Genomic DNA, 17,403 nt, shown 5'->3' with positions numbered 1-17,403 from the left:
ATCGTGGTGCAGCGAGTCACGTCGATGGTGCCAAGGTCCAATCCATGAATGACACCGACAGCGAACGCCCTGACCCGCTGTTCAACCAATCGCTCGAAAAAGGTCTGGAAGCGCTCCGCGCCTTCAGCGCCGTGCATCGCACGTTGACACTCGCCGAACTGGCGGGGCTCACGGGCATGACCAAGAGCTCCGCCCAGCGCACCGTCCATACCCTCGAACGGCTGGGCTATATCGACAAGCACCCCCAGACCCGTCGTTTCCGGCTGACGCCCAAGGTGATGGAGATCGGCTTCAACTATCTGGCCGCCGATTCACTGATTCCGATTGCCAGCCCTTATCTTGCGCAGCTTGCCAACGCCAGCGGTGAAACGGCCAACCTGACCGAGCCTGTGGGGCTGGACATGGTGTACGTCGCGCAACTCATGACAGCGAAGCACATGCCTGTGCTGACGCCCGTGGGCATGCGGATTCCGATGTACTGCACAAGTTCAGGCCGCGCCTACCTCAGCAAACTGCCGGACGATCAGGTGCGCTCGGTGCTGGAGGCATCCACGCGTGCGCCCCGCACGCCGGCCACGCTGACCGATGTGGATGCGATCTTTGCGCAAGTGGTGGCGTGCCGCAGCCTGGGCTATGCGTGCAATGAGGAAGAGTTGTTTCTCGGGGATATGGGCGTGGGCGCGCCGATCGTGAATAGCCGCGGTGAAGCGGTGGGCGCCGTGCATGTGTCGCCGCCAGCGAGCCGGTGGACGATGGCTGAGGCGCAGAGGAAACTGGGGCCGCTGGTGATCGAGTGTGCCTGGGCGATATCGCGGTCGATTGGGCATTGAACTGAGTACCTTTCCAATACCGCTGGTTTGCTCCCCTCTCCCGCAACGCGGGAGAGGGGTCGGGGGAGAGGGCCAACAGTTCAAATCTCGACAAGTCGGCAAGCAGAGCCTCTTGCCCTCTCCCCCACCCCTCTCCCAGAGGGAGAGGGGAGAAAACAGGAGACCAAACCAGCGCATCGCCTTAACTCACCCCCGCATGCTCCAACATCGCCACCAGCAACACATTCGCCCCGGCTTCGATGTGTTCCGGTAGCGCGTCTTCCAGTTCGTTGTGGCTGATGCCGTCCTTGCACGGCACGAAGATCATTCCCGTGGGCGCGCGCTGCGCCACGTACACCGCGTCATGGCCCGCGCCGCTGACCACATCCATGTGAGGCAGGCCCAGTTGCGCGGCAGCGCGGCGCACGCTGTCTACGCAAGCGGACGCAAAGATGCATGGTTCGAACTTCACCACCTGGCGAATCTCAACCGTCACGCCCGCAACATCCGCAATGCCGCCGAACGCTGCGTGCATCGCCGCATCCATGCGATCCAGCCCCTCTTGCGCGAGATTGCGGAAATCGACCGAGAAATCGACGCGCCCCGGAATCACGTTGCGTGAATTCGGCGTGACCTCGACAAAGCCTACCGTGCCGCGCCCATGCGGCGCCTCGTCACGCGCGATGCGGTTCACGGCTTCGATCATGCGCGCCGAGGCCAGCAGCGCGTCGTGACGCAATGCCAGCGGTGTGGGGCCGGCGTGCGCATCCTGCCCGATCACGGTCACGTCGTACCACTGCTGGCCCAGCGCGCCTGATACCACGCCAATAGGCAGCCCTGCCGCTTCCAGCACCGGTCCCTGTTCGATATGGGCCTCGAAGTACGCCGCGTACATGCCGCCTGGCACATCGCCCGCGCGCTGCGTGCCGAGGTAATCGATCGACCTGAGCGCGTCGCCCACGCTGATGCCGTCGCGATCCTGCTGACTGCGTGCATCCTCGGCATCGAACACGCCTGCGAAGACGCCGGAGCCCATCATCACGGGCGTGAAACGCGTGCCCTCCTCGTTCGTCCAGAACGCCACCTCCAGCGGCGCGCGCGTGGCAATGCCCAGGTCGTTCAGCGTGCGCATGACTTCCAGCCCCGCCAGTACGCCGAAGTTGCCGTCGAACTTGCCACCTGACGGTTGCGTATCGATATGACTGCCCGTGGCCACGGCGGGCGCGTTGGGGTCGGTGCCGGCACGACGCGCAAACACATTACCGATCTCGTCCACGCGAACGTCGAGGCCCGCGTCGCGGCACCACTGCACAACGAGGTCGCGCCCCTTGCGGTCTTCATCGGTCAGCGCGATGCGGCACACGCCACCCTTCGGCGTGGCGCCGATCGCGCCAAGGTCCATGAGCGATTGCCACAGTCGGGCGCCATTGATGCGGGGAGTGAATTGCGAATCCATGTCTTGGTTGTCTGCAGTGGGTGAGCGTAGGAGGTGCACTGCTTCAGCAAGATCCAGACCACGCCGCATGGATTAGCGAAGGCGTTTGCGATGGTGCATGGCTACTGGCACATCACTTGCTAGATCGAACGCAGCACCCTGTCATCACCCCATCCGCACCATCGGACGTTCATCCCCATCCATCAGGAGCCATGCCTGTGACCCACCCCACGTCTTCCCGCGCGAAAGGTTTCTCCACCACGATCCGTTGCGTCTCTACCGCCGTCGCACTCTCGCTACTCGCCCTGCCCGGTATCGCGATGGCCGAGAAAACGCTGCGCATCGGCATGACCGCCGCCGATATCCCCCGCACCCTCGGCCAGCCCGACCAGGGCTTCGAGGGCAATCGCTTTACCGGCATTCCGATGTACGACGCGCTCACGCAGTGGGATCTCTCGAAGAGCAACGGACCGAGCCTGCTGATTCCTGATCTCGCCACCGAATGGAAGGTCGACGACAAGGACAAGACGAAGTGGGTGTTCAAGCTGCGTCCCGGCGTGAAGTTCCACGATGGCTCCGCCTTCAATGCAGACGCCGTGGTCTGGAACGTCAACAAGGTGCTCGACAAGACCGCCAAGCAATTCGATGCCAGCCAGGTGGGCGTGACCGCCTCGCGCATGCCCACGCTGCGCAGTGCGAAGAAGATCGACGACCTGACCGTGGAACTGGTTACGTCCGAGCCGGATTCGTTCGTGCCATACAACGTGTCGAACCTGTTCATGGCCTCGCCCACGCAATGGGAGAAGAAGTTCGCGTCCGTGCCGGCCTCCGTCACCGATGCTGCCGAGCGCAGCAAGCAGGCATGGGTGGCCTTTGCTGCCGATGCCTCCGGCACGGGTCCGTTCAAGATGACGCGCTTCGTGCCGCGCGAGCGTCTGGAACTGGCGAAGAATGCGTCGTACTGGGACGCCAAACGCGTGCCGAAGATCGACAAGGTAGTGATGCTGCCGATGCCTGAAGCCAACGCGCGCACCGCCGCGCTGCTGTCCGGCCAGGTCGACTGGATCGAAGCACCGGCACCCGATGCCGTCGCACAGATCAAGAGCCGCGGCTTCGAGGTCTATGCCAACGCGCAGCCGCATATGTGGCCGTGGCAGCTCTCGTTCGCACCGAACTCGCCTTGGCTCGACAAGCGCGTGCGCCAGGCCGCCAACCTCTGCGTGAATCGCTCTGGTCTGAAAACGCTGCTGGGTGGCTACATGGCGGAGGCCAATGGCATTGTCGAAGCCGGAAACCCGTGGTGGGGCAATCCGAAGTTCGACATCAAGTACGACCCCGCCGCCGCCCGCAAGCTGATGACCGAGGCCGGTTTCTCGGCGGCCAAGCCGGTGAAGGTCAAGGTACAGGTCTCGGCATCGGGCTCTGGCCAGATGCAGCCGCTGCCGATGAACGAGTACGTGCAGCAGAACCTGAAGGAGTGCTTCTTCGACGTGGACTTCGATGTCGTGGAGTGGAACACACTGTTCACGAACTGGCGCATCGGCGCCAAAGACGCCAGCGCCCACGGCGCCAATGCCATCAACGTGAGCTTTGCCGCGATGGACCCGTTCTTCGCCATGGTCCGTTTCGTCAGCACCAAGACGCAGCCACCGGTCTCGAACAACTGGGGCTTCTTTGGCAACGCCGAGTTCGACAAGCTGATCGAGACCGCACGCACCTCCTTTGGTGAAAAAGACCGCGACGCTGCACTGGCCAAGCTGCATGCGCGCATCGTCGAGGAATCGCCGTTCGTGCTGATCGCCCATGACGTGGGCCCGCGCGCGATCTCGAAGAAGGTGAAGGGCGTGGTGCAGCCACAAAGCTGGTTTATCGATATCGCGACGATGTCGATGGATTGAGGCGGGGTTGTCATCTCCCGCTGGTTTGCCCCCCTCTCCCGTGCAACGGGAGAGGGGCTGGGGGAGAGGGCATGTCGTTCTGCTTGCCGACATATCGCATGTTTGAACCGCTGGCCCTCTCCCCTACCCCTCTCCCGCAAGCGGGAGAGGGGAACCGAGTTCAAACAATATTGGTTCACCCCACAGCCGGCCACCGCCCATGACCTACCTGCTCCGCCGCATCGTGTATGCGTTGCCGATCCTGCTTGGGGTCGCCCTGCTCTGCTTCTCGCTGGTCCACATTGCGCCCGGCGATCCACTGGTCTCGGTGCTGCCGCCGGATGCCTCTGAAGAACTGCGCCTGCAACTGACTGCGCTGTACGGCTTCGACAAGCCCTTCCTCGAACAATTCATCCACTGGCTGGTGCGCGCGCTGCACGGCGACCTGGGTACATCGATCGCCACGAACCGGCCCGTGATGGCCGAAGTGTCGAAGGCAGTGATCAACTCGATTCGTCTCGCCACGGTAGCTACGTTGATCGGCTTCACGTTTGGTTGCCTGTTCGGTTTTGTCGCGGGCTATATGCGCGATTCGGTGTCCGACCGCGTCGCCTCATTCATCTCGGTGCTCGGCGTCAGCATCCCCCACTACTGGCTGGGCATGGTGCTGGTGATCGCCTTCTCGGTGGTGCTGGGCTGGCTGCCCGCAACCGGCGCAGGCCCCGGCGGCTCGGGCGACTGGACGTGGGACTGGGAGCATATCCAGTACCTGATCCTGCCGGCCGTCACGATGTCCGTGATCCCCATGGGCATCGTTGCCCGCACCATCCGCGCCCTGGTCGCTGAAATTCTCTCTAACGAATTCATCGTCGGGCTACGCGCGCGCGGGCTATCCGACATCGCCGTGTTCCGCCATGTGGTCAAGAACGTGGCACCCACGGCGCTGTCCGTGATGGGTCTGCAACTCGGCTACCTGCTGGGCGGCTCGATCCTGATCGAGACGGTGTTCTCGTGGCCCGGTACGGGCTTCCTGCTGAACGCAGCGATCTTTCAGCGCGATTTTCCGCTACTGCAAGGCACGATCCTGATCCTGGCCGTGTTCTTCGTGATGCTCAACCTCGTGGTCGACGCGCTGCAGACGCTGTTCGATCCGCGCATCCAACGCAACTAAGGAGGCACCGCCATGGAAATGACGCTGAACAAGGGCGTGGCCGCGCTGCCGGTGGAGCGCTCGCCCGGTTACTGGAGCACGGTCGGTCGCCGACTGCTGCGCAACAAGCTCGCGATGTTTGCCGCACTGATTCTGCTGGCACTGATCGTGATGGCAATCTTCGCCCCTGCATTGATGCCGGCGGATCCGTACGCCTCGTCGATCCTGAAGCGGCTCAAGCCCATCGGCTTCGAAGGCTATCCGCTCGGCACCGACGAACTGGGCCGCGACATGCTGTCGCGCCTGATGCTTGGCGGACGGCTCTCGCTGTTCATGGGCATCACGCCGGTCCTGCTGGCCTTTGTGATTGGCAGCGCCATCGGCATCGTGGCGGGCTACGCGGGTGGCTGGACCAACACCGTGATCATGCGACTGACCGATGTGCTGTACGCCTTCCCCTCCGTGCTGCTGGCGATTGCGCTGTCGGGCACGCTGGGCGCGGGCGTGGGTAACGCACTGCTGTCACTAACCATCGTCTTCATTCCGCAGATCGTGCGCGTGGCGGAGAGCGTGACCACGCAGGTGCGCAATCGCGAATTCGTCGATGCCGCACGCGCATCCGGCGCGTCGTCGCTGACCATCGTGCGCGCGCATGTACTCAACAATGTGCTCGGCCCGATCTTTGTCTACGCGACGAGCTTGATTTCCGTGTCGATGATCCTCGCATCGGGGCTGTCCTTCCTCGGCCTCGGCGTGAAGCCGCCCGAACCCGAATGGGGCCTGATGCTGAACACGCTGCGCACGGCCATCTACACGCAGCCGTGGGTCGCGGCCCTGCCCGGCGCGATGATTTTCCTGACGTCGATCTCGTTCAACCTGCTGGCCGACGGCATCCGCTCGGCCATGGAAATCAAGGAGTGAACATGACCGATACGCTTGCTCCCCTGCCCGCCGCACCCGCCGTCGACATTGGCGGCCCGGCACAACCACTGGTCATCGCGCGCGACCTCGTCAAGCATTTCCCGCTGAAATCACCCGTGCCGCTGCGCAAGGGCGGCGTAGTACGCGCCGTCGATGGCGTGAGCTTCGATGTATTGAAAGGCGAGACGCTTGGCGTGGTGGGTGAATCCGGCTGCGGCAAGTCCACCACCGCGCGCCTGCTGATGCAGCTCACGCCACAGGATCGTGGCGAGCTGATCTTCGACGCACAGGGCGTGGGCTCTGCACAGTTGCCGCTAAAAGCTTTCCGCAGCCAGGTGCAGATGGTGTTCCAGGACAGCTACTCATCGCTGAACCCGCGCCTGACCATCGAGGAATCGATTGCCTTCACGCCGCGCGTCCATGGTGTGCCAGCAAAGGAAGCCACCGAGCGGGCGCGCTATCTGCTGGAGCGCGTGGGGCTGGAGCCGAAGCGCTTTGCGGGCCGCTATCCGCACGAACTCTCGGGCGGCCAGCGTCAGCGCGTGAACATTGCGCGGGCGCTGTCGCTGCGGCCCCGGCTGGTGATTCTCGATGAAGCCGTCTCCGCGCTCGACAAATCGGTCGAGGCCCAGGTGCTGAACCTGCTGCTCGATCTGAAGGCCGAGTTCGACCTGACCTACGTCTTCATCAGCCACGATCTCAACGTGATCCGCTATCTGTGCGATCGCGTGATGGTGATGTATCTCGGCAAGGTCGTGGAGATTGGCGATACGGAATCCGTCTACGCCAATCCCGCGCATCCGTACACACGCGCGTTGCTGGCGTCGATGCCGTCGATGGACCCCGACCACCGCACGCTGGCCGCGCCACTGGCTGGCGATCCCCCCAATCCGATCGATCCGCCACCCGGATGCAGTTTTCATCCGCGTTGCGCCCGCGCCGAGCCGGTTTGCGAGCGCCGCACGCCGACGCTGTCCGACGCGCTGGCCGGCCATCCGGTGTCCTGCCTGATGGCGATGCCCGATGGCGGCCACTCGCTGCCGCTGCGCCGCATGACGCCCGGCCTGCACGCGGCCACGCCTTGACCACGCGGAGAACCATCATGTCTCAAGACCCCACTGCTTCCGCGTCTGCCATCTCCGTCCGCGATCTGCATGTCACGTTCTCGGGCGGCGGCAAGACCATCCGCGCCGTCAACGGCGTATCGCTCGATGTCGCCCCCGGCGAAGCCGTCGCACTGATTGGCGAATCCGGTTCCGGCAAGAGCGTGACGCTGCGCGCGATGATGCGCCTGCATCCGCCGCGTCGTACCAGGATGACCGGTCAGATTCGTGTCGACAATCAAGACGTGCTCGCGCTCGACAAACGCGCGCTGGCCCGCCTGCGCGGCGGCACCGTGGCGATGGTGTTCCAGGAGCCGCTGCTCGCGCTCGATCCGGTTTATACGGTAGGCCAGCAGATCGTCGAATGCATCCGCACGCATCGCAAGGTGTCGAAGACCGAAGCCCAGGCGCTGGCGCTCAAGGCGCTCGAAGCCGTGCGCATCCCAAGTCCGGAGCGTCGCCTGGCCGCTTATCCGCATGAAATGTCGGGCGGCATGCGCCAGCGGGCGATGATCGCCCTCGCACTGTCCGCACAGCCGAAGATCCTGCTGGCCGATGAGCCGACCACGGCGCTCGATGCCACCGTGCAGATCCAGGTGTTGATCCTGCTGCGGGAACTCCAGCGCGAGTTGGGGCTGTCGATCGTATTTGTCACGCACGATATCGGCGCCGCCGTGGAGATCGCCGATCGCGTGGCCGTGATGTATGGCGGGCGCATTGTCGAGGAAGGCCCGATCCGCACGCTGCTGCGCGACGCACGCCACCCGTACACCATCGCACTACTGCAAAGCCGCCAGCACGGCATGGACCGTGGCCAGCGCCTGCAGACCATCGGCGGCGCGCCGCCCGATCTCGCCGCGCTGCCGCCGGGGTGCACGTTTGCGCCGCGCTGCGCGCATGCTCGCGCGGAATGTATGGCCGATGTGCCGGGCGCGGTCTCGCTCGGCAACGGCCACCGCGTGAGCTGCACGCTGGTCGAGGCGCCCGCCGTCAGCGAATGCGCTGCCTGACTCCACTTTTTTCCGTCTTATCGCCACAAGGACCGCCCGACACCATGAGCCTGGCTACCCATCCCGCCCGCGCCTTCCTGCCCTACCCCGATGTCGATGTGCCAAACAGTGCGACCGGGCCCCTGCAAGGTCTGACCTTCGCTGTGAAGGATCTGTTCGATGTTGCCGGCTATCCCACTGGCGGCGGCAATCCGCATGTACTGGCGCGCTCGGGCATCAAGACCTCTACCGCACCAACGGTCCAGAAGCTGCTCGATGCGGGCGCCACGTTCGTCGGCAAGGTGCATACCGATGAACTCGCGTTCTCGATGAACGGCCAGAACTATCACTACGGCGGCCCCTACAACGGTGCGGCGCCGGATCGCATCACGGGGGGCTCGTCGTCTGGATCGGCCTCGGCGGTATCGAACCGGCTGGCGGATTTCGCGCTCGGCACCGACACAGGCGGCTCGGTGCGGGCACCGGCCAGCCACTGCGGACTGTTCGGCATCCGTCCCACGCATGGCCGCATCTCGCTGGAACAGGTCATGCCGCTGTGCGAATCGCTCGATACCTGCGGATTCTTCGCGCGAGACATCGCCACGTTTGCCCGCGTGGCAGATGTGTTGCTCGGTGCCGATGGCGATCCGCTGCCCGCCAAACCCAAGCTGCTGCTCGCCTCCGACCTGTTCGAACTGCCCACCCCTGAAGCGCGCGCGGCATTGGCGCCAACCGTGGCGCGGATCGAAGCGGTGTTTGGCAAGGCTGTGCCCGTCGATGTGGCCGACCGTCCGCTGTCGGACCTGTACTGGGCGTTCCGCTATGTGCAGGGATGGGAAGCGTGGCAGGCCGATGGCGCGCTGATCGAGAACTACGGCTTGCAACTCGGCCCGGATGTGGCGGGCCGTTTCGCCTTCAGCAAGGGCGTGACACAGGCCCAGTTCACGCACTCGACCACGGTCCGCAACGAGTTCATCGTTCATCTGGGCCGATTGCTCGGTCACGACAGCATCCTCGTGCTGCCCACGATGCCCGACATTGCACCGCTGCGCTCCGCGCCGATGGAATCCCTCGAAGACTATCGCACCGCTGCTGCGCATACGCTGTGCCTGACGCCGATGTCGGGCTTCCCGCAACTGAGCCTGCCACTGTCCGGCCGCGATGGCGCACCGCTGGGGATTTCGCTGATCGGTCCGAAGGGGAGTGACAGGAGCTTGATTGCGGTGGCGGAGGTGTTGATGACGGCGTTGGTGTGAGTTAGGGTTCCGCAATGCCATCTGTTTCCTCCCCTCTCCCGCATCGCGGGAGAGGGGCCGGGGGAGAGGGCATCGAGGCTCTGCTTGCCGACCTGTCGCAATTTGAACCGCTTGCCCTCTCCCCCGCCCCTCTCCCACAAGTGGGAGAGGGGAGCAAACCGAACGGGATAACCAACAATATGACCAAACTTCGCATCACCACCCCCACGCACACCTTCATCGCCGAGACCCACCCGGACGCGCCCGAAACCGTGGCCGCTTTCATGAAGCTGCTGCCCTATCGGCAGAAACTGATTCACGTGCGCTGGAGTGGTGAAGGCTGCTGGATTCCGCTTGGCGAGTTCAAACTTGGCGTGGGCTTCGAAAACCACACCAGCCACCCGTCCGTGGGCGACATCCTGTTCTACCCGGGCGGCTACAGCGAGACCGAGATCATCCTGGCCTATGGCAGTTGCTGCTTCGCCAGCAAGATGGGGCAACTGGCCGGCAACCACTTCCTGACCATCGTGGAAGGCAAGGAGAACCTGCGCGCCCTCGGCACCAAGGTGCTGTGGGAAGGCGCGCAGGATGTGGTCTTCGAACTGGCGGAATAAGGGGAGTCAGGCGCGGCGTCAGCCCGCCAGCACACCCCGGTCGCTCCGATTGCCATCTGGCGGTGCAACCCGGAACCACGCGGCATAGAGCGCCGGCAGGAACAACAGTGTCAACAGCGTGGCCACGATTAGGCCGCCCATGATGGCGGCCGCCATCGGCCCCCAGAACACGGACCGCGCCAGCGGAATCATGGCCAGTACCGCCGTCGCTGCCGTCAACAGGATCGGCCGGCAACGACGCACGGCCGATTCCACGATGGCCTCCCAGGGCGGCAGGCCGGCAGCGATATCCTGCTCGATCTGATCCACCAGGATCACGGAGTTCCGGATGATCATGCCCAGCAGCGCGGTAATGCCGAGCTGCGCGACAAACCCCATCGGCGCACGCAGCAGCAACAGCGCGGCGGCAGCCCCGATGAGGCCCAGCGGGCCGGTCAGGAACACCATCACCGAACGCGAGAAGCTGTGCATCTGCAGCATCAGCAGCGTGAAGATCAGGAAAATGCAAAGCGGTAGCTGCGCGGCAATCGACGCTCCAGCCTTGCCGCTTTCCTCATCGGCTCCGGCAATCGTGATGCGATAGCCGGCGGGCAGAGACGCGCGGATCGGATCGAGCTTCGGATTGATCTGTGCGGTCACGGTCGGGCCCTGGATGCCTTCGACGATATCGGACTGCACCGTAATGCCGAAGTCGCGGTTCTCACGCCAGATCACGCCGGGCTCCGAGCGCAGCGTGACGCGGGCCACCTGCGTCAACGGCACGGCCCGGCCACTGCTGGTGGGCACCAGCACGTTGTTGAGATCCGACATTGCATCGCGTTCTTCGCGCGGCGTGCGCATGATGATGTCGATCAGCTTGTCCGCATCGCGGTACTGCCCCACCGGCACGCCAGTGAGCACGGCCTGCGTGGCACGCGCCACGGCATTGGTCGTCACCCCGAGCGCGCGCGCCTTGTCCTGGTCGAGTTCGAGCCGCAGCATCTTGACGTTCTCGTTCCAGTTGTCGTTCACGCCAACCGTTTTCGGATTGTCGGCCATCACGGCCGCGACCTGATCTGCCACCTTTCGCACGACGGCGGCGTCCGGTCCGATCACGCGGAACTGCACCGGATACTGCACGGGCGGCCCGTTCGGCAGCAGCTTCACCCGGCCGCGCAACTGCGGGAACTCGGTAGCGATCACGCGTTCGACGCGACGGCGCAAGGGATCGCGCTTCTCCACCGTCACCGGCATCACGATCACCTGCGCCACGTTCGACTGCGGGAAGATCTGGTCCAGCGGCAGGTAGAAGCGCGGCGAGCCGTTGGCCACGAACGTGGTGATGCTGTCCACATCCTCGTCGCGGCGCATCGCCTCCTCGAATCGCTTGGCAACGGTCTCCATCTCCCTGTAGCTGGTGCCTTCCGGCATCCACAGTTCCACCATGAGTTCGGGACGGCTCGAATCGGGGAAGAACTGCGTTTCGATAAATTTGAACGCGAACAGCCCCAGCGCGAACATCGCCAGCGTAATCACGATCACAGACTTGCGCCACGTGACACACCAATGCACGAGCTTGCGGAAGCCCTTGTAGAACGGCGTGTCGAAGACCTCGTGATGGCCACCGTCCGCGGTCCGCGTCTTCAGCAGCAGATAGCCGAGATACGGCGTGAAATACACCGCCGCCAGCCAAGACAGCATCAGCGCCATCGCCGTGACCGCGAAGATCGCAAAGGTGTATTCGCCCACTGTGGACTTGGCCAGCCCCACCGGCAGGAAGCCCGCCGCCGTGATCAGCGTGCCGGTCAGCATCGGCATGGCCGTGGACGTGTAGGCAAACGTGGCCGCCTCCATCTTGGAGAAGCCTTCTTCCAGCTTGCGGACCATCATTTCCACGGCGATGATCGCATCATCCACCAGCAGGCCGAGCGCAATGATCAGCGCCCCCAGCGATATCTTGTGCAAGCCGATGCCGAAGATGTTCATGAAGAGGAACGTCACGGCGAGCACCAGCGGAATGGTCAGCGCCACCACCAGTCCGGGGCGCACGTCGATCCGCAACGGCCGGGTATGCAGCCCCAGCGAAACAAAGCTGACACCTAGCACGATGACCACGGCCTCGATCAGCACGTGCACGAACTCGCCCACGCTGCGCTGAACCGCCTTGGGCTGGTCCTGCACCTGCTCCATCTCGATGCCCATCGGCAACTGGCCCCGCAGCCGATCGGTCACGCGGCGCAGTTCCTTGCCCAGCGCGATGATGTCGCCGCCCTTCTCCATCGAGATGCCCAGCCCGATCACGTCCTTGCCGTTGTACCGCATGCGGCTGACGGGCGGATCGACATAGCCGCGATAGACGTTGGCGATATCGCCTAGCCGGATGTTGGCAATACCGTTCGGACCGCGCAGCACCAGATTCTTCAGGTCCTCCACATCTCCCAGTTGGCCCGTGACACGGACCTGCAGGTTATCGGTGGGCGTGACCAGCACCCCGCTGCCGGTGGGGTTGTTCTGCTCGGCAATCTGGTTGGCAATGGCATTGATATCGAGGCCAAGCTGCGCAAAGCGCGTCTGGTTGAACTCGATATAGAGCTTCTCGTCCTGCAGTCCGATCAGCGCGACCTTGGCGACGGCGGGAATGCGCAGCAGATCCTGGCGCACCAGGTCGGCGTATTCGCGCAGCTCCTTGTAGTTGAAGCCATCTGCGCTCAGCGCATAGATGGAGCCATAGACATCGCCGAATTCATCGTTGAAGAATGGCCCGCGCACACCCTGCGGCAGCGTCTGCTGGATATCGCCGATCTTCTTGCGAACCGTGTACCAGATCTGTGCGGTGTCCTTGGCCGGTGCGTTGTCGGCCAGTTGAAAGATCACCGTGGTTTCGCCCGGCTTGGAGAAGCTGCGGATCTTGTCCGCGTACGGCACTTCCTGCAGTTGCCGCTCGATCTTGTCCGTGACCTGCACGGCGATCTGCTCGGCCGTGGCGCCGGGCCAGTACGCCTGCACCACCATCACGCGGAACGTGAACGGTGGGTCTTCGTCCTGACCCAGTTGGAAGAACGCGATCAGGCCGCCGATCAGCAGCACGACCAGCAGATAGCGCGTCAGCGGCTGGTGCTCCAGCGCCCAGCGCGACAGATTGAAGCGGGAATGTTCCATGGGCCGGCCTCAGCCCAGATGGCGATCGAGGGCGCTGACGCGCACGCCCGGGTTCGACGCCGGCTGGGCCGGCGTGACAGCCTGCATCGGCTTGACGCGCTGCCCGGTCTTGAGCAAATGCACGCCGGCGGTGACGATGGTCTGGCCCGGTGCCAGGCCCTGCCGGATCTCGATCAGGTTGCCCTGCGCCTCGCCCAGCGTGACGGGCACGGGTTTCACTGTGCCGCTACCACCCTCGCCCGGGGTATAGATCCAGACCTGATTGCTGCCCTTCTGCTGGAGCAGTGCCGTCAAGGGAATCCGGATCGCCGCGTTCTCGCCTGTGCGAGTGAATTGCACGACAGCCGTCATGCCGATGCGCAGGTCGGGCGGGGGATTCGGAATCGTCACGCGCGTGGGATAGGTACGCGTGACCGGATCGGCCGCCGCGGAAATCTCGCGTACGCGCCCAGGCAACGCCCGGCCGGGTTCCGACCAGGTGTGGACCGTGACATCCGAGACGCCGCGCAGCATATCGACCTGATCCTCGGGCAGGCCGATGGCCACTTCCTTCTCGGCCGTCTGGGCCACCCGGACCACGGACTGCCCCGGCGACACTACCTGGCCCACTTCCGCGTCGATGGCCGTCACCACGCCATCGGCATCGGCCGTCAGCACGGCGTAGCCGGTCTGGTTCGACTGATTGCGCAGGTTGGCCTGCGCCTGTTCCAGCCGCGACGCGGCCGAGTCATAGGTAGCTTGGCGGCGGGTCAGTTCTGCCGAACTGATGAAGTTGCGCGCAGCCAGTTCCTTGTAGCGCTTGAGATCGGAAGCCGACAGGTCTCGGTCGGTCTTGGCGGCGTCATATTGCGCACGGGCGCCCGATTCGGCCAGTGCCAGATCGGTAGGGTCGAGCCGCGCCAACGGCTGTCCCTTACGCACCGTGGCGCCCACATCCACCAGACGCGCGGCGATCTTGCCGCCCACGCGGAAGCCGAGCCGGGATTCGATGCGGGGACGGACATCGCCAGAAAACTCGAAAGCAGTCTTGCCGGCCGTAGGGCTCAGTTGCATCAGTCGAACCGGACGGACCGGTGCTTCCCCTTCCGCCTTCTTCCCGCAACCGGACAAGCCCAGCACCAGCACCAGACCTGTCAGGCCGGCGCCGACGGTGCGCATGCGGCGCCCCCACGCCGAGGCAGTGCCACGCGGCACCTTGCAATCCTGGGTTTCATCGGCCGCGACTTCCGGCCTGGCAAATGGCACTGGCATGGACAAGCGTCTTTGATAGAGAGGTGGAGCGAACGTCGGGAATTTCTGGCGCGGCCGACCGGCCGTGGGGGTCTCGTCAACGCCTCTTCCGGGCGTCTTGCCAATGCCGCGCCATCTGGGCGGACACTTACTAACTGGCCGGTCAGTAATATAGCCATCCGGCTCGAGTGCGTCAAACGGCGGATGACAAATGGCGCGCTGACGCGACGAAAAGTCGCGGAGCGGGCGTCACCTGCAACATCGGGGAGCGGACGCCGATGTTACAATTCGCGGCCTCGGCGCCCCTACGTCGCCCGCCTCCCCACCCGCCTTACCAGAAAGAGATTGGCGTGACGCCCGATCAGTATTGCCAGGACAAAGCCGCGAAAAGCGGTTCGAGCTTTTATTACAGTTGCCTGCTGCTTTCCCCCGAGCGCCGGCGTGCCCTGACCGCCTTGCAGGCGTGGCGCCTGGAGCTCGATGCCATCGTTCACGAGAATCATGATGCCGGCGTGGCCCTGCAGCGACTGGACTGGTGGCGCGCCGAACTACGCCGCCTGTATGACGGCAAGGGCGCCCATCCGGTGAGCCTCGCCCTGCAGCCGTTCCTGGCCCAGTTGCCCGTGGCCGAGATGACCCAGGCACTCGACGGCACCGAGATGGATCTGGCGCAATCGCGCTATATAGACGAATCCGCGCTGGCTAAGTACAGCCGCGCCGTGGGCGGCACGTTCGGCAAGCTGGCGGCACGGCTGCTGGGCTGCACTGATCCGCAGACGCTGGCCGCTACCGAGAAGCTCGGCCTGTCGCAACTCCGCATCCGCATCATTCGCGAAATGGGCCGCGACGCGCGCCAGGGCCGGATCTACGTGCCGGTGGACACATTGCAGCGCTTCGAGGTGCCAGCCGCCGACATCATGCAATCGCGGTACTCGCCCCAATTCGCGGTGATGATGCGCGACCAGGCGGCGCAGGCCCGGACGCTGTATCGCGAAGCGCTCGACACCCTGCCGCGTGCCGATCGCCGCGCGTTGCGCGCACCGCTGGCGCTGGCAGCCATCCACCACGCGCTGCTCGATGAAATCGAGGCAGGCGAGTTCCAGGTACTCACGCAACGCACCGCGCTCACGCCGATGCGCAAGCTCTGGCTGGCGTGGAAGACCTGGCTCCGGAACGGCTGAAGCAACACCCCCATTCAGTAGTCACCAGAAAGCAATCATGACCTCCGCCCAGCCCTCCCTCGGCCAGTCGATCCTGGACCGCGCCGACCTCCTCGCCCAGCATTCCGACATGGAAGGTGGGCTGACCTGCGCCTTCCTGACGCCCGCGCACGCTCAGGCGCAAGCGCAACTGGTTCGCTGGATGGAAGAGGCAGGAATGAGTGTGCGCATTGACGCCATCGGCAATGTGATCGGCCGGTATGCCGCCGATCCCGCCGAGGCGGATCCCAAGGTGCTGATGACCGGCTCGCATTTCGATACGGTGCGCAACGGTGGCCGCTACGACGGCCGGCTGGGCATCCTGCTACCGATCGCAGTTGTGGGGGCGCTACGAGACGCGGGCATCCGCCTGCCCTACCACTTCGAAGTTATAGCGTTCGCCGAGGAAGAAGGGCTGCGCTTCAAGACCAGCTTCCTGGCCAGCAGCGTGCTGGCCGGACGCTTCGACCCGGCACTGCTGGACCGCGTGGACGCCGATGGCATCACGATGGGCGCCGCATTGGCGGCAGCCGGATTCCCGGGCAGTGGCTCGATCGATGCGCTGCGCGCCGCAGCGGTAGATCCCGCCACACTGGCAGGCTTTGTCGAAGTGCATATCGAGCAGGGGCCGGTGCTACTGCATCGCGGCCTGCCGCTGGGTATCGTGACGCAGATCGCCGGCAGCAGCCGCTTCCAGGTGCGGGTGGAGGGCCTGGCCAGCCATGCCGGCACCACGCCGATGGACATGCGCCGCGATGCGGCCACGGGCGCGGCGGAGATGATCCTGCTGGTGGAAGAACGCTGCGGGCAGGTGCCTACGCTAGTCGGGACGGTGGGCCAGTTGCAGGTGCCCGATGGCTCCAGCAACGTGATTCCGGCCGCCTGCACGTTTTCCATGGACATCCGCGCGGGCGAGGATGGCATTCGGGAAGCCGCCATCGCCGACATTGTGGCGGGGATCGAGAAGATTGCCGCGCGCCGCGCCCTGCAGGTAAGTGTGGAACGCGTGACGCCGGTCAACAACGCGCCATGCGCGCGCTGGCTGATGGATCAATTTGCGGCTGTACTGAAAAAGCGGGGACTGGAGACGTTCGAACTGCCCTCGGGTGCGGGTCACGACGCGATGATGATGCAGCGGATCACCGACGTGGCCATGCTCTTTGTGCGTTGCGGCAACGGGGGCATCAGCCACAACCCGCTGGAAACCATCACCGAGGACGATGCCAGGCAGGCGGCGGAAGTCTTTGTCGACTTCCTGAGGCATTTCCGGCCGAAGGGCGGATAATGGCTTCGCAAGGAAGGCGGCGGCATCAACCGCCGCGGTACATTTCCTTGCTGTAGTCGTAGAGATTCTTGCGCAGCGTCTTGCGCTCGTCGGGCGAGAGGTTCTGATGGCCGCCGCGCTGGCTTTGGCGGGCGGCACGCTCGGCCATGTCGCGCTCGGTTTCGGCGCGGTCGTTACGGCGCGGGGGCGAGGGCTGGCGGTTGCGGTCAGGCTGTGGCGCACTGCCCTGTGCCCCAGGCGGCTGGCTGCGCGGATGGAGCAGATGTGCCATCCCTGCCGACTGCGCATGGGCCGGCGCGGATGCCATTGCCAGTAGCAGGGTCATGCCGGCAAGCCATCCCGATGGCGCGCGGGTAGCGCGACGCAGGGTTTGCCCGTGCCGGTTTTGCTTCACTTTCATTGGATAATGGCGGTTTTC

Annotated in this window: 14 protein-coding genes; 10 read left to right on the top strand and 4 right to left on the bottom strand. The window is 64.6% G+C overall.

The features are described 5' to 3' along the window. Positions 1–44: 44 nt before the first annotated feature. Positions 45–830, top strand: coding sequence for an IclR family transcriptional regulator (locus FFS21_RS08945; protein ID WP_137924468.1), 786 nt, complete (start codon positions 45–47; stop codon positions 828–830). A 181-nt stretch (positions 831–1,011) separates the two neighbouring features. Here the strand turns inward: FFS21_RS08945 and FFS21_RS08940 are convergent, their stop codons facing one another. Next, on the bottom strand, positions 1,012–2,265 hold the full coding sequence (locus FFS21_RS08940) for a Zn-dependent hydrolase (protein WP_137924467.1): 1,254 nt from the start codon (positions 2,263–2,265) through the stop codon (positions 1,012–1,014). 191 nt (positions 2,266–2,456) lie between these two features. Here FFS21_RS08940 and FFS21_RS08935 point away from each other — a divergent pair, with 191 nt between their 5' ends. The 7 genes from FFS21_RS08935 to FFS21_RS08905 all read left to right on the top strand — a co-directional run bounded on the left by FFS21_RS08935 (position 2,457) and on the right by FFS21_RS08905 (position 10,133). Then, positions 2,457–4,142 carry an ABC transporter substrate-binding protein gene (locus tag FFS21_RS08935; protein ID WP_137924466.1) on the top strand — a complete coding sequence of 562 codons (1,686 nt, stop codon included), beginning with the start codon at positions 2,457–2,459 and terminating at the stop codon, positions 4,140–4,142. A 199-nt stretch (positions 4,143–4,341) separates the two neighbouring features. After that, a complete protein-coding gene (locus tag FFS21_RS08930; RefSeq protein WP_137924465.1) occupies positions 4,342–5,292 on the top strand; it encodes an ABC transporter permease in 951 nt (316 codons plus the stop codon). A 12-nt stretch (positions 5,293–5,304) separates the two neighbouring features. Continuing rightward, complete coding sequence (locus tag FFS21_RS08925; RefSeq protein WP_137924464.1) at positions 5,305–6,192, top strand: ABC transporter permease; 888 nt, start codon at positions 5,305–5,307, stop codon at positions 6,190–6,192. A 2-nt stretch (positions 6,193–6,194) separates the two neighbouring features. Next, positions 6,195–7,277: an ABC transporter ATP-binding protein gene (locus FFS21_RS08920; protein ID WP_137924463.1), complete on the top strand. Its 1,083-nt coding sequence runs from the start codon at positions 6,195–6,197 to the stop codon at positions 7,275–7,277. Between the two features lie 17 nt (positions 7,278–7,294). Further along, positions 7,295–8,305 (top strand): ABC transporter ATP-binding protein, encoded by a 1,011-nt coding sequence (locus FFS21_RS08915; RefSeq protein ID WP_137924462.1) that lies wholly within the window; start codon positions 7,295–7,297, stop codon positions 8,303–8,305. Between the two features lie 44 nt (positions 8,306–8,349). Then, positions 8,350–9,540, top strand: a complete 1,191-nt coding sequence (locus FFS21_RS08910) for an amidase (protein WP_137924461.1) — start codon at positions 8,350–8,352, stop codon at positions 9,538–9,540. 179 nt (positions 9,541–9,719) lie between these two features. Next, entirely contained in the window at positions 9,720–10,133 is a 414-nt protein-coding gene (locus tag FFS21_RS08905) for a DUF3830 family protein (protein WP_137924460.1), read from the top strand. An 18-nt stretch (positions 10,134–10,151) separates the two neighbouring features. Here the strand turns inward: FFS21_RS08905 and FFS21_RS08900 are convergent, their stop codons facing one another. Together FFS21_RS08900 and FFS21_RS08895 are read right to left on the bottom strand one after the other, a co-directional pair. Further along, a complete protein-coding gene (locus FFS21_RS08900; RefSeq protein WP_137924459.1) occupies positions 10,152–13,271 on the bottom strand; it encodes an efflux RND transporter permease subunit in 3,120 nt (1,039 codons plus the stop codon). A gap of 9 nt (positions 13,272–13,280) precedes the next feature. Next, entirely contained in the window at positions 13,281–14,429 is a 1,149-nt protein-coding gene (locus FFS21_RS08895) for an efflux RND transporter periplasmic adaptor subunit (RefSeq protein WP_249359234.1), read from the bottom strand. Positions 14,430–14,851: 422 nt separating this feature from the next. Here FFS21_RS08895 and hpnD point away from each other — a divergent pair, with 422 nt between their 5' ends. Both hpnD and FFS21_RS08885 read left to right on the top strand, forming a co-directional pair. Then, entirely contained in the window at positions 14,852–15,682 is an 831-nt protein-coding gene (hpnD, locus tag FFS21_RS08890; RefSeq protein WP_137924457.1) for a presqualene diphosphate synthase HpnD, read from the top strand. 37 nt (positions 15,683–15,719) lie between these two features. Further along, positions 15,720–16,985, top strand: coding sequence for a Zn-dependent hydrolase (locus FFS21_RS08885; protein WP_137924456.1), 1,266 nt, complete (start codon positions 15,720–15,722; stop codon positions 16,983–16,985). Positions 16,986–17,010: 25 nt separating this feature from the next. On the opposite strand, the gene FFS21_RS08880 is transcribed toward FFS21_RS08885, so the two are convergent. Further along, a complete protein-coding gene (locus FFS21_RS08880; RefSeq protein ID WP_137924455.1) occupies positions 17,011–17,385 on the bottom strand; it encodes a hypothetical protein in 375 nt (124 codons plus the stop codon). Positions 17,386–17,403 lie beyond the last annotated feature (18 nt).

Origin of the sequence: Cupriavidus sp. 2SB (genome assembly GCF_005503625.1) — a bacterium.
In the GTDB taxonomy this organism is placed as follows: Bacteria; Pseudomonadota; Gammaproteobacteria; order Burkholderiales; family Burkholderiaceae; genus Cupriavidus.
Note: the sequence above shows the minus strand (reverse complement) of the source record. Positions and strands in the feature narration are given on the sequence as shown.